15 protein-coding genes are annotated in these 15,461 nt (G+C 68.3%); 6 read left to right on the top strand and 9 right to left on the bottom strand.

Annotated elements, in window-relative coordinates; genetic code table 11:
* Window positions 1–69: 69 nt before the first annotated feature.
* Complete coding sequence (locus tag AB4Z55_RS19810; protein ID WP_369520349.1) at window positions 70–573, top strand: DUF664 domain-containing protein; 504 nt, start codon at window positions 70–72, stop codon at window positions 571–573.
* 86 nt (window positions 574–659) lie between these two features.
* On the opposite strand, the gene AB4Z55_RS19805 is transcribed toward AB4Z55_RS19810, so the two are convergent.
* Complete coding sequence (locus AB4Z55_RS19805; RefSeq protein WP_004020276.1) at window positions 660–1,073, bottom strand: DUF6764 family protein; 414 nt, start codon at window positions 1,071–1,073, stop codon at window positions 660–662.
* Window positions 1,074–1,200: 127 nt separating this feature from the next.
* Between AB4Z55_RS19805 and AB4Z55_RS19800 the strand changes: the two genes are divergently transcribed.
* From AB4Z55_RS19800 to AB4Z55_RS19790, 3 genes are all read left to right on the top strand, one after another.
* A complete protein-coding gene (locus AB4Z55_RS19800; protein WP_369520348.1) occupies window positions 1,201–2,130 on the top strand; it encodes an LLM class F420-dependent oxidoreductase in 930 nt (309 codons plus the stop codon).
* 88 nt (window positions 2,131–2,218) lie between these two features.
* Complete coding sequence (locus AB4Z55_RS19795; RefSeq protein ID WP_033203633.1) at window positions 2,219–2,608, top strand: hypothetical protein; 390 nt, start codon at window positions 2,219–2,221, stop codon at window positions 2,606–2,608.
* 21 nt (window positions 2,609–2,629) lie between these two features.
* Window positions 2,630–3,466, top strand: coding sequence for an alpha/beta hydrolase (locus AB4Z55_RS19790; RefSeq protein WP_004020280.1), 837 nt, complete (start codon window positions 2,630–2,632; stop codon window positions 3,464–3,466).
* A gap of 15 nt (window positions 3,467–3,481) precedes the next feature.
* On the opposite strand, the gene AB4Z55_RS19785 is transcribed toward AB4Z55_RS19790, so the two are convergent.
* The 4 genes from AB4Z55_RS19785 to AB4Z55_RS19770 form a co-directional block, all read right to left on the bottom strand.
* A complete protein-coding gene (locus AB4Z55_RS19785) occupies window positions 3,482–3,928 on the bottom strand; it encodes a hypothetical protein (protein ID WP_101819181.1) in 447 nt (148 codons plus the stop codon).
* A gap of 111 nt (window positions 3,929–4,039) precedes the next feature.
* A complete protein-coding gene (locus AB4Z55_RS19780; RefSeq protein ID WP_239400655.1) occupies window positions 4,040–5,527 on the bottom strand; it encodes an alpha/beta hydrolase family protein in 1,488 nt (495 codons plus the stop codon).
* 75 nt (window positions 5,528–5,602) lie between these two features.
* A complete protein-coding gene (locus tag AB4Z55_RS19775; protein ID WP_004020285.1) occupies window positions 5,603–6,403 on the bottom strand; it encodes an alpha/beta fold hydrolase in 801 nt (266 codons plus the stop codon).
* Window positions 6,404–6,492: 89 nt separating this feature from the next.
* Window positions 6,493–7,917: an aldehyde dehydrogenase family protein gene (locus tag AB4Z55_RS19770; protein ID WP_239400653.1), complete on the bottom strand. Its 1,425-nt coding sequence runs from the start codon at window positions 7,915–7,917 to the stop codon at window positions 6,493–6,495.
* 183 nt (window positions 7,918–8,100) lie between these two features.
* On the opposite strand from AB4Z55_RS19770, the gene AB4Z55_RS19765 reads away from it, so the two are divergent.
* The gene (locus tag AB4Z55_RS19765; protein ID WP_064569264.1) at window positions 8,101–8,421 is read left to right on the top strand and encodes a putative quinol monooxygenase; all 321 of its coding nucleotides are present in this window, start codon (window positions 8,101–8,103) and stop codon (window positions 8,419–8,421) included.
* A 6-nt stretch (window positions 8,422–8,427) separates the two neighbouring features.
* On the opposite strand, the gene AB4Z55_RS19760 is transcribed toward AB4Z55_RS19765, so the two are convergent.
* The 3 genes from AB4Z55_RS19760 to AB4Z55_RS19750 all read right to left on the bottom strand — a co-directional run bounded on the left by AB4Z55_RS19760 (window position 8,428) and on the right by AB4Z55_RS19750 (window position 12,569).
* Entirely contained in the window at window positions 8,428–10,785 is a 2,358-nt protein-coding gene (locus tag AB4Z55_RS19760) for an MMPL family transporter (RefSeq protein ID WP_354560040.1), read from the bottom strand.
* Window position 10,786: 1 nt separating this feature from the next.
* Complete coding sequence (locus tag AB4Z55_RS19755; protein ID WP_180819300.1) at window positions 10,787–11,455, bottom strand: TetR/AcrR family transcriptional regulator; 669 nt, start codon at window positions 11,453–11,455, stop codon at window positions 10,787–10,789.
* A gap of 100 nt (window positions 11,456–11,555) precedes the next feature.
* The gene (locus AB4Z55_RS19750) at window positions 11,556–12,569 is read right to left on the bottom strand and encodes a LacI family DNA-binding transcriptional regulator (protein ID WP_369520347.1); all 1,014 of its coding nucleotides are present in this window, start codon (window positions 12,567–12,569) and stop codon (window positions 11,556–11,558) included.
* A gap of 118 nt (window positions 12,570–12,687) precedes the next feature.
* Here AB4Z55_RS19750 and AB4Z55_RS19745 point away from each other — a divergent pair, with 118 nt between their 5' ends.
* Window positions 12,688–14,160, top strand: coding sequence for an MFS transporter (locus AB4Z55_RS19745; protein ID WP_248645041.1), 1,473 nt, complete (start codon window positions 12,688–12,690; stop codon window positions 14,158–14,160).
* Between the two features lie 56 nt (window positions 14,161–14,216).
* Here AB4Z55_RS19745 and AB4Z55_RS19740 read toward each other — a convergent pair whose 3' ends face one another.
* Window positions 14,217–15,452, bottom strand: coding sequence for an alpha-hydroxy-acid oxidizing protein (locus AB4Z55_RS19740; protein WP_369521035.1), 1,236 nt, complete (start codon window positions 15,450–15,452; stop codon window positions 14,217–14,219).
* Window positions 15,453–15,461: the final 9 nt, after the last annotated feature.

Genomic DNA, 15,461 nt, shown 5'->3' with positions numbered 1-15,461 from the left:
CGGAGGAATGATGCTGTCGGATCGGTGGAGTCGCCATCGTTGTGCCCACGGCGAACCTAAACTTGCACCATGCGATCTTCCGAGGTGTTGCTCGACGGTCTGGGGCGAGTGGCCGAGAACGTTCACGCTGTACTCGACGGGGCCACGCCGGAGCTCTTGAACACCGCGCCCGCGCCCAGTACCAACACCATCGCATGGCTCGTCTGGCATCTGACGCGCGTGCAGGATTCCCACATCGCCGATGTCGCCGGCACCGAGGAGGTCTGGGCGGCCGGTGGATGGGCCGACCGCTTCGATCTCCCGTTCTCCCCGGGCGAGATCGGGTACGGGCAATCGGCCGACGAGGCCGCACGCGCGATCGTGGACGACGCCGGACTGCTTCGGGACTACTACGACGCCACTCACGCCGTCAGCGCCGACTACATCGGCGGGCTGACGGATTCAGATCTCGACCGCATCGTCGACCACAACTGGGATCCGCCGGTCACGCTGGGCGTGCGGCTGATCAGCGTGATCGACGACGACACCCAGCACATCGGCCAGGCGGCGTACGTGCGGGGTCTGTTGTCCTGACGCGCTGGTCCCCACCGGGATGTCGTAGCGAAAGACGCTGTATTGGTGCGCATTTCGCCACCGGATCCCGGTGGGGTGCGGGGCGGTCAGGACAGGCAACCCTTGAAGGTCTGGAAGTCGCCCGCGAAAGCCGGTCCCTTGCAGGTCGGCCCGTTCTTGCCGTCGACGACGACCTCACCGCCGGGCCCCGCGATGCCGATGGCCAGACCGGGGCGTACTCCGTCCATGGTGACCGTCGCGCCGGGGCCGAGTGCGATCGCCGCGGGCCCGGCGAAGTTGTCGGCGGTCGAGGTGGCGACACCGCCGTTGTCGGTGATGGCCAGTGCCAGTCCGGAGGGTCCGGATTCCGCACTGCACGAGGCCTGGGATGAGGACTGGCCGGGGAGTGCCGGGCATACTGCGGGGGCGGCGCCGGCGGACGGTGCGGCGGCGAGGGATACCGCGGTCGCACCTGCGGCCGCGACGACGAATCCGAGGGCTGTGCGCGTGACCGTCTTCATGGTGAACTCCTTTGTCGAGGAACGGTGTCGTGCGTGGAGCGATTCGGAATGGCCGTCGGGCCGGATGGGGTCCGATCGCACGCCGCCTCGCCGTCGGTGGGGTGCCCAGCGGGCGTAGGTTGAAAACGTGCAGCTGCGAATTTTCACCGAGCCCCAGCAGGGTGCGACCTACGATGACCTGCTCACCGTCGCCAAGGCGACCGAGGAACTGGGCTACGACGCCTTCTTCCGTTCCGATCACTTCACCGGCATGGGTGGCGACGGTCTGCCCGGACCCACCGATGCGTGGATCACGCTGGCCGGGCTGGCCCGCGAGACCTCACGCATCCGGTTGGGGACCCTGGTGTCGTCGGCGACTTTCCGCCTTCCCGGGCCGTTCTCGATCGCAGTCGCCCAGGTCGACCAGATGAGCGGTGGCCGTGTCGAATTGGGTATCGGTACGGGCTGGCACGAGCGCGAGCACGAGGCGTACGGGATTCCCTTCCCGCCGCTGAAGGAGCGCTTCGAACGCCTCGAGGAGAACCTCGAGATCATCACCGGGCTGTGGCAGACCCCGCTCGGTGATGAATTCGACCACGAGGGCAAGCACTTTCGCCTCTCGAAGTCGCCGGCCCTGCCCAAACCCGTGCAGAGCCCGCGCCCGCCGATCATCATCGGCGGCAGTGGCAAGAAGCGGACGCCCGCGCTCGCGGCGCGTTTCGCCGACGAGTTCAACGTCGTCTTCCAACCGCTCGACGTCGCCGGCGATCTCATCGGACGCGTTCGCACGGCGTGCGTCGACGCCGGTCGCGATCCGGAGTCCCTCACCTACTCGGCCGCGCTCGTATTGTGTTGCGGCCGCGACGAAGCGGAGTTCCGGCGCCGGGCCGAGGCCATCGGCCGAGAGCCGGCGGAGTTGCGTGAGAACGGCGCGGCGGGAACGCCCGACGAGGTGGCCGCGAAGATCGCGACCTACGGTGAGCTGGGCGTCACGCGCATGTATCTGCAGACCCTGGACCTGTCGGATCGCGACCACCTCGAACTCGTCGCCTCGAAGGTCGCCCCGCAGCTGGCGTGAGCGGTGCGGGGCGCCTGCGCTCCCCGAGCCTCGAATGGTTCGCCCGACCCCGCACCCGGCCCGGCCGGAATGGGTCATAATCCACCTCATGGCCGACAGGGGCGAGCACACATCATCGAGACCGCCGGAACGTCAGCGCATCAAGAAGCTGGCACAAGCCGCACTGAACGCCGACGTGACCGTCGAACAACTCGAGGGCATCCTCGCCGACATGGGGGAGACCCTCGACGGGCTCGGGCCCACGATGGACGGGCTGAACTCGACCATCGCGAAGCTCGACTCGACGCTCGTGCGCCTGTCGGGGACCCTGGACCAGGTCGACGCCACCGTCGACCGCATGTCCGACGTCGTGGGACGGCTCGAGCGGGTCGTCGGACGGGTCGAGACGCTCGTCGGCATCGGCGAGGCCGCGCTCCGGCCGCTGGGCGCCCTGGAGTCGGCGGGCAGGTCCGTGGTCGCGCGACTGGGCTGGCACTGAACACCGAAACGAGATCAGGGAATGACACCGGAAGAGCACAGTTTTCGCGGTCGGCACGGGCACACCATCGTCTATGACGTCTACCGTCCCCGAGAGAGTCCGCGCGGCGTCGTCGTGGTGGTGCACGGCCTCGCCGAGCACGGACGCCGGTACCTGCATGTGGCCGATCGTCTCGTCGCCGAGGGCTACCTCGTGGCGATCCCCGACCATGTCGGTCATGGCCGATCGGGCGGCAAGCGCCTCCGGTTGCGCCGGTTCGCCGACTTCACCGACGACCTCGACACCGTCCTCGCCCACGTCGCCGACGGGAGCATCCCGACGTTCCTCATCGGGCACAGCATGGGCGGGTGCATCGCCCTCGACTACGCGCTCGACCACCAGGACAGGCTCGACGGGCTGATCCTCTCGGGGGCGGCCGTGCTGCCCGGTGACGACCTGCCCGACCTGGCCGTCCGATTCGCGCCGCTGATCGGCCGGATCGCACCGGGGTTGCCCACCACCGAGCTGAGTTCGTCGAGCATCTCCCGGGACCCGGCCGTCGTCGCCGCCTACGACGCCGATCCGCTGGTGACGCGCGGCAAGATCCCGGCCGGACTCGGCGGGGCGATGATCGGCACCATGCGGTCGTTCCCCGAACGCCTGCCGTCGCTGCAGTTGCCCATCCTGGTGATGCACGGCAGCGAGGACGCGCTCACCGACCCGCGCGGCAGCGAGCTCGTGGAGAGGCTGGCCGGGTCCGCGGACAAGACACTCGTCATCTACGACGACCTGTTCCACGAGATCTTCAACGAGCCCGAGCAAGGGGTGGTGCTCGACGCCGTCACGACCTGGCTGCGCGGGCACACCGGGGATCGGTGAGATCCCGGTCGGCTCTCAGGCCAACCGCACCAGCACCCCGGCCACCAGTACCAGTACGCCGCCGATCTCACCCACGATGAGCGCGAGCATGAACAGGTACGTGCCGGGAGTCGGGTCGACGAACTGATTCGTGGTGTCCCGCAGGGCCCCGTGGATGCAGTACGCGGCGATTGCGGCGACGAAGAAGACGATCGGGACCGCCGCTGCGATCACGTTGACGGTCGTCGGGAAGGCGCTCAGTTCGACCAGCGCCGCCAGCACGAGAGTGGCGAACGAGTACATCAGCGCCGCACGGTGGGCGATGTCCACGTAGATGTGAGCCGTCCGGTCCGGCGAGGTGCGGATGCCGTGGTATTTCCAGACGCCCAGGGCGAGTCCCCAGACGAGGATCACTCCGGAGGCGACGACCACGAGGGTCGTGTCGAGGCCGACGAGATCGGCGAGATCAGGGTCGGCGGTCATGGCTGAACGCTAGCAGCAGGCGCGGCCGGCGGATTCGTTCGCTCGCGTACTCCGCTCCCGCTCACACGATTCTGGTGAGCGGGAACGGAAACCGTGAGGGGGCGGGGCCGTTCAGCGGGACGGAACCGGGGTGCTGCTCGAGGTCGCGGGCGTGGACGAGGCCGGACCCTTCGGGGCGAGCCGGGGCGCGCTCGGCGCGCTCGACTCCGCGCTGGTGGCCGACTCCGGGACGGAGGCATCCACCGATTCCGACCCCGACACCGCGGACGGTGCGAGTCCGGCCGAGGGGGATTCGGATGCCGACGACTCGGATGCCGACGACTCGGATGTCGAGGACGCCGACTCCGAAGCGGATTCGCTCGCCGACGAGCCGCGCGCCGACAGGCCCGAGAGGTCGAGGGCCGGCGATTCCTCGGCCGCCTTCTTGGCCGCGAGGGTCACCTTCGCGGGGCCCTCGGGATCAGGGTTGCCCGAGGCGGAGACGACGGTGGTCTTCGCGGTCACCGGCGGGTTGTTGCGCAGCGTGGTCAGCACGTGCTCCTTGCCGTCGCCGAGGGCGCGTCCCCAGTTCTCCCAGGTGTGGCCGCCGTAGTTCGGCAAGGAGATCACCGATACGCCGGCCTGCTTCGCCTGCAGCTGCATGAGCACGGTCGACACCGCCGACAGGATCTCGAGTGCCATCGCACTGAGCTGATCCTGCGGCGACAACTTGGCCATCTCCGACGGGGTCAGGAAGCCGTTACCCGAGGAGATGATCAGGACCTGGCCGTTGTCGGCGAGCTGAGTGAGGTTCTTCGACGGATCGTTGTCGGTCCAGCGGGTGCTTCCCGGCGCACCCCACATGTTCACGACACCGTTGACGTAGTTCGACACCATCGTCTGAGTGGCCATGACGCCGAGGGCGCCGACCGGGTTGTCGGTCTGGTAGTAACCGGACATCGCCTGGACCACCTTGAACTGCTCCGGGTGGCGCTCGGCGAGGGTGACCGCCGGACCGCCGGACATCGACAGTCCGATGATCGCGTTGTTGTTGCGCGCCACGCCGAACTCGCTCTCGAGATAGCCCGGCAGCTCCGAGGTCAGGAACGTCTCCTGCTTGATGACCGTGTTCTTGTCGCCGGCGCCGCCATCCCAGTCGGTGTAGAACGACGACGCGCCGCCGACCGGCATGACCAGGGTGGTGTCGGCCTTGGCGTCGTAGACCTTGGCGGCCTGGACGTCGGTGGTCCACGCCGAGCGGGCCTCGCTGGCCCGCATGCCGTCGAGCAGGTAGACGCCGCTGTCGCTGCCGCTGGACGCGCGGATCTGGACGATCACCTCGCGTTGCTGCGACTCCGACCACACCTTGCAGTTCTGGACGTAGTTGCCCGAAGAGTCCCAGGTACAGCCCTTGCGCAAGACCTCGGGGTGTCCGCGCAGAGCATTCGCGGTGTTCGACGTGTTGAGCAGGGTGCTCGCCCCGAACAGGCCGAGCGTGAGGATCGCGACCACCGAGATCCCGGTGAGGATGCGGCGTCGGGGTGAGAATCTGCGTGGCGACTCGGGCGTCTGGCCCGCGGGGGTGGAGGGGACGGGCGGTTCGCTGTGCGAGTGCGACATGGAGCTCCTGACATACGCGGCCACCCGATCACACGGTGCCGATGTCAGGGATGTCGTTCGGAGAGGGGACCGGCGTTACCGCCCGAGCGCATTTTTTCGGATGACCTCGGCGGTCTCCTCGGGACGTTCCCACCAGAACATGTGCCCGACGCCGGTCCATCGTTCCAGGGTCGCCTGCGGGATCAGGTCGGCGAGGCGCTCACCCTCGGCGACCGCGATCACCTCGTCGACGTCTCCGTGGATGACCGCGGTGGGCATGGTGAGTGTCCCTATCCGGTCGCGGGTGTCGTGTCCCGCGCAGGCACCCGCCTGCCACGCGACGACCGCCGAGGGCACGCGCCGCTGCGTCGACATCGACACGAAGTGGTCGAACGCGCCGGCGCCGGCGGTGTACGCGGCTGACAGGTTGACCTCGAATGCCGTGCGCGCGACGCGCGCCGCGTCGCGGGAGGAGATCGCCTCGACGAGGCGGACCGCGCCGGGTGCACCGATCGCCCCGGGGCCGCCCGCGGTCGTGCACCCGAGGACGAGACTGCGCACGCGGTCCGGTGCGGCGAGAGCGAGTTCCTGCGCGATCATGCCGCCCATGGAGGTGCCCAGAACATGGGCGGCGTCCCAGCCGAGGCCGTCCAGGATGCCGCGGGCGTCGGCGGCCAGGTCGGCGATGGTGAACGGACCGTCGGCGCGACTGCTCGTCCCGATGCCGCGGTGGTCGTAGACGGCCACCGAGAAATACGGCGTCAGCGCGTCGAGGAGTTCGTCGGTCCACATCCCGCGGTGTGCGGACATGCCGCCGATGAGCAGGAGCGGTTCGCCCTCGCCGACGACCTCGGCGTCGAGGACCGGGCCGGCGTCGGACGCGACGGGGATCTGCATGCGCCAGATCCTAACGGCGACCCGGTCGGAAGAAGTGAGGGATGCGTATCGGAGTCCGATACGCATCCCTCACCCGGAAACCCGGTCGGTCAGGCGCCGAAGCCGAGCAGCGACTTCACCTCGAGGAACTCGTCGAAGGCGTAGTCGCTCCACTCACGGCCGTTGCCACTCTTCTTGTAACCGCCGAACGGTGCGCTCGGGTCGAGCTGCGCGCCGTTGAGCGAGATCGAGCCGGCGCGGATCTGCGAACCGATGCGGCGCACCTCGTCGACGTCCTGGCCCGACACGTAGCCGGCGAGGCCGTACTCGGTGTCGTTGGCGACCTTGATCGCTTCGTCGATCGAGTCGTAGCCGATCACGACGAGGACCGGGCCGAACACCTCGGTGCGGGCGATCTCCATGTCGTTGGTGACGTTGGTGAACACGGTCGGCTTCACGTAGTAACCGGTCTCGAGGCCCTCGGGACGGCCGGCGCCGCCGACGGCCGCGGTGGCACCGTCGGCGAGGGCGCGCTCGATGAGGCCCTGGATCTTGTCGAACTGCGCCTCGGAAACCACCGGACCCAGCTTCACGTCGGTGGTCGGGTCGCCGACGGTGAGCTCGACGGCGACGCCCTTGGCGATCTCGGCGACCTCGTCGACGCGACCCGCCGGGACCAGCATCCGGCTCGGGGCGTTGCAGGACTGGCCCGAGTTCATCATCATCGTCGCGATGCCGCCCGCGACGTTCTTCGCGAAGTCCTCGTCGTCGAGGATGATGTTCGGGCTCTTGCCGCCCAGTTCCTGGGCGACGCGCTTGACGGTGGGCGCCGCGCTCTTGGCGACCTCGATGCCGGCCCGGGTGGAACCGGTGAACGAGATCATGTCGATGCCCTCATGGCTCGACAGCGCGGCACCGACGCCGGGGCCGTCACCGTTGACGAGGTTGAAGACACCGGCGGGAACGCCCGCGGCGTCGAAGATCTCGGCGACGATCGCGGCCGAGAACGGTGCGACCTCCGACGGCTTGAGGACCATGGTGCAGCCGGTGGCCAGAGCCGGGGCGACCTTGCACATCACCTGGTTGAGCGGCCAGTTCCACGGAGTGATGAAGCCGCACACGCCGATCGGCTCCTTGGCGATGCGCGAGCTGCCCCGGTCCTCGACGAACGTGAAGTCGGGGAGTTGCGCGGCGGCGGTCATCAGGTGGCCGAGTCCGATGGGTACCTGGGCGGCGTTGGTGAGACCGACGGGCGAACCCATCTCCTCGGTGACCGCGGCGGCGAGATCGCCCATGCGGTTCTGGTACTCGGCGATGATCCGGTTGAGGACCTCGAGGCGTTCTTCGACGGTGGTCTGACCCCAGGTGACGAATGCGCGACGAGCGGCGTCGACCGCTGCGTCGACGTCGGCGGCACTGCCGATCGCGACCTGACCGGCCGACTTCTCGGTGGCCGGGTTGATGACGTCGATGAGATTGAGCTCGGCGGGCTCGACCCACTGGCCGTCGATGTAGAACTTCGTGATGTCCGGCATGGTGCCTCCATTGCAGCCTGAAGTGAGGACAATTGTTGTCTGTTTCACACTCTATGCCCTGCCGCGATCGGGGTCTCGTGAATCCCGCCTTCCGGGTGGAACACTTCGTGACACATTCTGGGACAGCCGTCCCGGTCGCATTCTGCGACGCTTCGTCCTCACGCGGAGTACTAGGGTCGAGTCATGATCCTCATCGTCGTGAAGTTCCCGATCAAGCCCGAGTACGCCGACGAGTGGCCCGAGCTGTCACGTGAGTTCACCGAGGCGACGCGCGCCGAACCCGGCAACAAGTGGTTCGACTGGTCGCGGTCGCTGGCGGACCCGAACACCTACGTGCTGGTCGAGGCCTTCGACGACGACGCCGCCGAGGCGCACGTCACCGCTCCGCACTTCAAGCAGGCCCAGCAGGAACTCCCCAAGTACCTGCAGCGCACCCCCGACGTCATCAACACGACGATCGACGGGGACAGCTGGTCCGAACTCGGGGAGTTCCGGGTCGACTGATCTGCCTCAGCGGCCGGCGCGGACCTCGGCGTCCGCGTCGGCCCCCGTCGCCGAGCCGGCGGGGGCGTTGCCGAGTCCCAGCTTCTCGCCCTCGATGTCGACCTCGGGCAGGATGCGATCCAGCCAGCGCGGCAGCCACCAGGCCTTGTCACCCAGGACGGTGAGCACCGCGGGCATCAGCGTCATCCGGACGACGAAGGCGTCGAAGAACACCGCGGCCGCGAGCGCGAAGCCCATCACCATGATGAACGCCATGTCCTGCAGCATGAACGCGGCGAACACCGAGATCATGATGGCCGCGGCGGCCGCCACCACGCGGGCGCTGTGCCGGTACCCCTCGACCACCGCCGTCTTGGCGTCGGCGCCGTGCACGTACGCCTCCCGCATCCGGGTCACCAGGAACACCTGGTAGTCCATCGCGAGCCCGAACACGATGCCCACCAACATGATCGGCAGGAACGACACCAGCGGTTGCGGGTTGTCGACGATTCCCAGATCGCCATCGGTGAACAGGGCCACCGTCACACCGAAGGTCGCGGCGACGCTCAGCAGGAAGCCGAGTGCCGCGGTCAGCGGGACGAGGATCGAGCGGAACACGATGATCAGCAGGATGAACGCGAGACCCACCACGACCAGGAGGTAGGGGATCAGTGAACTCGACAGGCGGTCGGAGATGTCGAGTTCGATCGCGGTCTGGCCGGTCACACCGTACGAGATGCCCGTCGCGCCCTGCGCCTGGGACTCCATCTCACGGAGCGCTTCGACCAGTGCGGGAGTCGCCTCGTCCGACGGCGCGGTCGACGGGATGATCGTGATCTTCGCGGTGTCCTGGGCCTCGTTGAGACCACCCGCGCCGATCTGGGCAACCGCGACGTCGTCGATACGACCGAGGTCGTCGACGAGGGTGTCGAAGGCGCGCAGACGCTCGCCGGTGTCCTCGATGGCCCGACCGTCCGCGACGACGACAAGCGGTCCGTTGAAGCCGGGGCCGTAGCCCTCGGCGACCATGTCGTAGGCGCGGCGCTGTGTTTCGGACGGATCCGCGGTCCCGTCGTTGGGCAGCGCGAGCTTGAGCCCGGCCATCGGGATCGCGAGGACGATCATGATGCCCACGATCGCGACCGTCACGGTGCGCGGCCGGGCCACGACGCGCTGGACCCAACGTTGGCCGTTGTGGACGCGGTCGGCGTCATGCGGTCCGACATCGGGTGCGTTGAGGCGCGGCACCCGTCCGGCGAAGGCCTTGCCGCCGAAGAGGCCGAGGATCGCCGGCAGGAGTGTGAGGGCGACCAGCACGGCTGCGACGACGGTGCCCGCGGCGGCGATACCCATGGCGGTCAGGAACGGGATGTTCACGATCGCGAGTGCGGCCAGCGCGATGACCACGGTGCTGCCGGCGAAGACGACCGCGGAACCGGCGGTGCCGACCGCTCTGCCCGCCGCGTCGGCCCGGCTCGTCGATCGATGGATCTCGTGGCGATAGCGGGAGACGATGAACAGTGCGTAGTCGATGCCGACCGCGAGGCCGATCATCGTCGCGAGGATGGGGGTCTCGTTGCTGAGATCGAAGAAGTGGGTGCCCATCTGGACGCCGAGCATCCCGATCGCGACGCCGACGATCGCGGTGATGATCGGCATGCCCCACGCGACGAGGGAGGCGAACGTGAGGATGAGGATCAGCGCGCCCACGCCGATGCCGATCAGCTCAGAGGTGATCCCGAGCTCGAATTGCTGGGTGGCCGAGCCCTTCATCTCGACGGTGAGCCCCGCAGCGCGCGCGTCGTCGGCGATCTTGTCCATCTGTTCGCGCATCGTCTCGGTGACGTCCGACGACGCCTCGACATTCAAGGAGGCGCCGAGCTGCGCGACGGTGCCCGCCGCGTTGATCGGTGACGTGGCCTGCGCGTCGGCGGCCGCCTCCTCGGCGTTCTTGCCGAAGGTCTTCTCCTGGAAGGCCGCCGACAGTTCGCGGAGCTGACCCGGTGACTGCTCGGTGCCGTAGGAGACGAACGGGTTGGTGATCGAGTCGGGGCTCTTGACGTCCTCGACCGACTTCAGTCCGGCGACCATCGAGTCGATGGCCTCCTGGAACCGCGGCTCGGTCAGCGTCGAACCCTCCGGTGCGCGAACGACATACGTGACGCCGATGTCGGAACCGAAAGTCGCCTCACCGGGGAAGCGCTCGACCATCAGGTCCTGCGCCTTCTCCGACGGGATGCCCGGGATCGAGAACGATTCCGAGGTCGGTTTGGCGAGAAGGCTCGCGCCGATGCCCAGTCCGATGAGGACCAGAACCCAGATCGCGATGGTCTTGAGGCGGTTCTCGAACGCCCATCGCCCTAGTCGGTACAGGTGTGTTGCCACGTCAAAGCTCCTCGGGGGATGGGACGGCGAGATCGTTCATGGGTGGGATCGGTTGCGACAGGCCGGATGCCAGCTGATCGAAGGCGGACTCCAGGACCGAGGCCAGGTCAGCCGGCTCGTCTGCGGTGTCGTCGTGATGCGTCACCCAGAATTCGAGGGCGACGCGGATGGTGGTGATCGCGTTGTGCAGGACCAGTCGCGGGTACAGGGTGTGTGCCGGCTGGCCGCGCTGTGCGCACAACTCGGCGAGTCGGGCCTCGACGGTGTCGCCCAACTCCATGTCCCGGGACCTGGCCGTCAACCCGGGATCGGTGTCGAGAAGGCGTAGCAGCGCGACGATCTCGGCGGGGTCGCCGACATCGGGCGAGGTGGCGGCATCGATGAGAGCCGTGCGGACCGAGCAGAAGAAACTCTCGTCCGTCGGCCGGGCCTCGATTCGTTCCACGATCGTGTCGAACAGCGACGACACGAAATACAGCAGCGCGTCCTCTTTGCCGCTGAAGTAGTTGTGGAACGTCCGGACCGAGACGTTGGCCTCGGCCGCGACGGCGTCGATCGTCACATGGTCGATGCCGGCCCGGGTGGACAACCGGAGCACGGCGCGGGCGAGCGCCGAGCGGGTGGCCGCTTTCTTCGCTTCGCGGAGGCCGGTGGAGTGCACGACTTCCACCGTACGGAACTTGCAGAAGTCTGCAATGTTGCAGAGTCATGCACTATTTAGGAGAGTCCTCACACCGCGTACCCGGCGATGACGCGCATCACACCGGCGATCACCCCAGGGTCGACGCCCGGGCGACGAGTTCGGGCTGGAACACCAGGTTCGCCGGCTCGTGGCGTTCCGCGGGATCGTTTGCCGCGCTGATCAGCAGGTCGACCGCGGTGACGCCGATCCGGGTGGTCGGCTGGCGGATCGACGACAACGGAACAACCGCCGACCTGGCGAAGTCGATGTCGTCGTAGCCGATGATCGCGATGTCGTCCGGAACCGCGACGGCGCCACCCAGCATCGTGAAGGCCTGGAGCACGCCGATGGCGAGGAGGTCGTTGGCGCAGAAGACGGCGTCCGGGCGCTCGCCGGGCGCCCGGCCCAGCAGTGCCGTGCCCGCCTCACGCCCGGCGAGCACGCTGAGAGTGGACGTGTGCACGACCTCCAGCGACGCACCGTCGACGCCGTCGACCGCGGCCTGGGCGCCGCGCCGGCGGTCGGCGACCTGCCGTAGTCCCGGTGGGCCGCCGACGAAGGCGATCCGGCGTCGCCCTGTCTCACACAGGTGCGACACCGCGAGCAGACCGCCCGCGATGTCGTCCACGGCAACCGAATCGAACGGGGATCCCCCGGCATCCCGGTCGACCAGGATCACCGGGGTGCCGCGACGGCGCAGCGAGTCGAATCGCCGAAGGTCGTCGCCGATCGGCGAGACGAGAAGGCCGAAGACCCGCTGTTCGTCGAAGGTGTCGAGGTAGGCCTGTTCGCGCGATTCGTCGTCGTCGGACGTGCCGAGCAGCACCGTCAGGTCGTGGTCGGCGGCCCGCTGCTCGGCGGCGCGGGCGATGTCGGTGAAGAAGGGGTTGCCCACGTCGAGGACCACCATGCCGACACAACGTGAGCGCCCGGCCCGCAGTTGCCGCGCGGCGTCGTTGCGAACGAAGCCCAGCTGATCAATCGCCGCCTGCACCCGCGCGACGGTCGAGGGGGAGACCTTGCCGGGCGCGTTGAGGACGTTCGAGACCGTTCCCACCGACACCGAGGCCGCTGCCGCGACGTCCCGCATGCTCACACCCATGTGTTCATCTCACCAGACGCCGTACCGCAACACGCGTCACGCAGAGTCGGGAGGGTCGCCCATCTCCCGGGCTGATTGACTACGAACAGCGCGGTACCCCCGAATGAAAGGCGGCTCGATGTCGACTCCGGCCAGCCCGTTCTCCGCGGACTATCAACCAGACCCGCGACGCTGGAAGGCGCTTGCCGTGTGCCTGGTCGTCGGCTTCATGACGCTCCTCGACGTCTCGATCGTCAATGTCGCGCTGCCGTCGATCGAATCCGGTCTCGGGGCCGACTCGGCCGATCTCTCGTGGGTCGTCTCCGGCTACGCACTCGCCTTCGGACTCGTGCTGGTGCCGGCCGGTCGCGTCGGTGACGCCCGCGGCCGCAAGGTGACCTTCCTCGTCGGCTTGTCCCTGTTCGTACTCTCCTCCGCGGCATGTGGTTTCGCGCAGGGGCCCACGCAGCTCGTCGTGTTCCGGCTGATCCAGGGAGTCGCCGGCGGCATTCTCGCGCCGCAGGTCTCCGGCCTCATCCAGCTGCTGTTCCGCGGGGCCGAGCGCGGCAAGGCCTTCGGCATGTTCGCCGCGACCATCGGCATCTCGACCGCGGTCGGGCCGCTCCTCGGCGGCGTCCTCATCCAACTGGGTGGGTCTGCCGAGGGCTGGCGCTGGATCTTCTTCGTCAACGTGCCGATCGGCATCGCCGCCTTCGTCGCCGCCATCCGGCTCATCCCGGCCCGGCCGTCGGAGACCAAGCAGCCGCTGCGAGGGAGTTTCGACCCGCTGGGTGTGCTGCTGCTGGGTGCCGGTGTGTTCGCATTGATGCTGCCGATGGTGCAGGAGCAGGAGTGGCCCGGCGCGCAGAAGTGGCTGCTGCTGATCGTGGCCGCGGTGCTGCTGGGTGCCTTCGTGCTGTGGGAGCGGCGTCAGGGCCGGGTCGGGCATCAGCAACTCGTCGACCTCTCGCTCTTCTCGATGCGGTCGTACTCGCTCGGGTGCATCATCGCCATGGTCTACTTCGCCGGATTCACCACGGTCTTCTTCATCTACACCCTGTTCGTCCAGCAGGGTCTGGGCTACTCGGCGCTGCAGGCGGGGCTGGCGGTCACGCCGTTCGCCCTGGGGTCCGCGGTGTCGGCAGCAGTCGGAGGCAACATCGTCAACCGGGTGGGTCGGTCGCTGGTGCTGCTCGGCCTGGGGCTCGTCGTCCTCGGGATGATCACGACGATCCTCGCCGTCCAGTTCGTGCCGGGCCACAACGTCGGGTACGCCGCGGCGTTGCCGCTGCTCGTCGCCGGTGTCGGCTCGGGTCTGGTGATCTCGCCGAACCTCACGCTGAGTCTCGACCAGGTCCCGGTCACCAAGGCCGGCATCGCCGGCGGCGTCCTGCAGACCGGCCAGCGCATCGGGGCCGCGGCCGGTATCGCGCTCGTCGGTGCGGTGTTCTTCGCCCAGGTCGCCAACAGCGGCGGCGATTGGGCCCGTGCCTTCCAGATCGGGCTCGCCACTGCCGCCGGCCTGGTCCTCATCGCGCTGCTGGTGGGATTGGTGGACCACTTCGCGCATCGCCGGGAACAGTCTCCGGACGTCGGGGCGCGATCCGCCTGAACAGACGCGGAAGGGCCCGATCGCACGAATCGGGCCCTTCTGCGACAGCGTGCGCGTCAGGAACGTGCCCGGGGCACCAGACGCTCGAGCTGGGTCACATGCGCGGGGGTCAGCTCCTCCAGGGATGCGACCCCGAGCAGGCGCATGGTGCGCGCGATCTGCTCGCCCAGGATCTCGATCATCCGGTCGACTCCGGCCTCGCCCCCGGCCATCAGGCCGTACAGGTAGGCGCGTCCGACGAGCGTGAACCGGGCGCCGAGTGCGACCGATGCCACGATGTCGGCGCCGCTCATGATGCCGGTGTCCAGCATGACCTCGGTGTCCGCCCCGACCTCCCGGGCGACGTCGGGCAGGAGGTGGAACGGGATGGGTGCCCGATCCAGCTGTCGGCCACCGTGATTCGACAGGACGATGCCATCGGCGCCGAGTCCGGTGACGGCCTTGGCGTCGTCGACGGTCTGGATGCCCTTGACCACCAGCTTGCCCGGCCACTGCGACTTGATCCAGGCCAGGTCGTCGAAGGTGACGGTCGGGTCGAACATGGTGTCCAGCAGCTCGGCCACGGTGCCCGACCATCGGTCGAGGGACGCGAAGGCGAGGGGTTCGGTGGTCAGGAAGTCGATCCACCACTGCGGCCGCGGGATCGCGTTGACCACCGTCTTGGCGGTGAGGGCGGGCGGGATCGACATGCCGTTGCGCTTGTCACGCAGGCGTGCCCCGGCGACCGGGACGTCGACCGTCACGAGAAGCGTGTCGTAACCGGCCTTCGCGGCTCGGTCGACCAGGGCCATCGACCGCTCGCGGTCCTTCCACATGTACAGCTGGAACCAGTTGCGCCCGTGCGGGTTCGCGTCCTTGACGTCTTCGATCGACGCGGTGCCCATCGTCGACAGCGAGAACGGGATGCCTGCGCGTCCGGCGGCACGCGCACCCGCGTACTCGCCCTCGGTCTGCATCATCCGGGTGAACCCGGTCGGCGCGATGCCGAACGGCAGTTCCGAGCGTCCGCCGAGGATGGTCGACGAGGTGTCGACCTTCGAGACGTCGCGCAGGATCGACGGATGGAACTCGATGTCGGAGAACGCCTGACGTGCGCGTTCGATGGACAGCTCCGCCTCGGCGGACCCGTCGGTGTAGTCGAAGGCCGCCTTGGGGGTGCGCCGCTTGGCGATCTTGCGGAGGTCCTCGATGGTGAGCGCGGCGTCGAGGCGGCGCTTCTTGGCATCGAACTGCGGCTTCTTGAACTGCATCAGCGGCGCGAGGTCGCGCGGCTTGGGTACGCGGCGCTTCATAGCGGAACC

It is taken from the genome of Gordonia sp. ABKF26 (assembly GCF_041103195.1).
GTDB classification, from domain to species: Bacteria; Actinomycetota; Actinomycetes; order Mycobacteriales; family Mycobacteriaceae; genus Gordonia; species Gordonia terrae.
Note: the sequence above shows the minus strand (reverse complement) of the source record. Positions and strands in the feature narration are given on the sequence as shown.

Bases quoted from the DNA above. Each gene is read 5' to 3' on its own strand.
- AB4Z55_RS19810 (WP_369520349.1), top strand. From the start codon at position 70: ATGCGATCTTCCGAGGTGTTGCTCGACGGTCTGGGGCGAGTGGCCGAG.
- AB4Z55_RS19805 (WP_004020276.1), bottom strand. From the start codon at position 1,073: ATGAAGACGGTCACGCGCACAGCCCTCGGATTCGTCGTCGCGGCCGCA.
- AB4Z55_RS19795 (WP_033203633.1), top strand. From the start codon at position 2,219: ATGGCCGACAGGGGCGAGCACACATCATCGAGACCGCCGGAACGTCAG.
- AB4Z55_RS19790 (WP_004020280.1), top strand. From the start codon at position 2,630: ATGACACCGGAAGAGCACAGTTTTCGCGGTCGGCACGGGCACACCATC.
- AB4Z55_RS19785 (WP_101819181.1), bottom strand. From the start codon at position 3,928: ATGACCGCCGACCCTGATCTCGCCGATCTCGTCGGCCTCGACACGACC.
- AB4Z55_RS19780 (WP_239400655.1), bottom strand. From the start codon at position 5,527: ATGTCGCACTCGCACAGCGAACCGCCCGTCCCCTCCACCCCCGCGGGC.
- AB4Z55_RS19775 (WP_004020285.1), bottom strand. From the start codon at position 6,403: ATGCAGATCCCCGTCGCGTCCGACGCCGGCCCGGTCCTCGACGCCGAG.
- AB4Z55_RS19770 (WP_239400653.1), bottom strand. From the start codon at position 7,917: ATGCCGGACATCACGAAGTTCTACATCGACGGCCAGTGGGTCGAGCCC.
- AB4Z55_RS19765 (WP_064569264.1), top strand. From the start codon at position 8,101: ATGATCCTCATCGTCGTGAAGTTCCCGATCAAGCCCGAGTACGCCGAC.
- AB4Z55_RS19750 (WP_369520347.1), bottom strand. From the start codon at position 12,569: ATGGGTGTGAGCATGCGGGACGTCGCGGCAGCGGCCTCGGTGTCGGTG.
- AB4Z55_RS19745 (WP_248645041.1), top strand. From the start codon at position 12,688: ATGTCGACTCCGGCCAGCCCGTTCTCCGCGGACTATCAACCAGACCCG.
- AB4Z55_RS19740 (WP_369521035.1), bottom strand. From the start codon at position 15,452: ATGAAGCGCCGCGTACCCAAGCCGCGCGACCTCGCGCCGCTGATGCAG.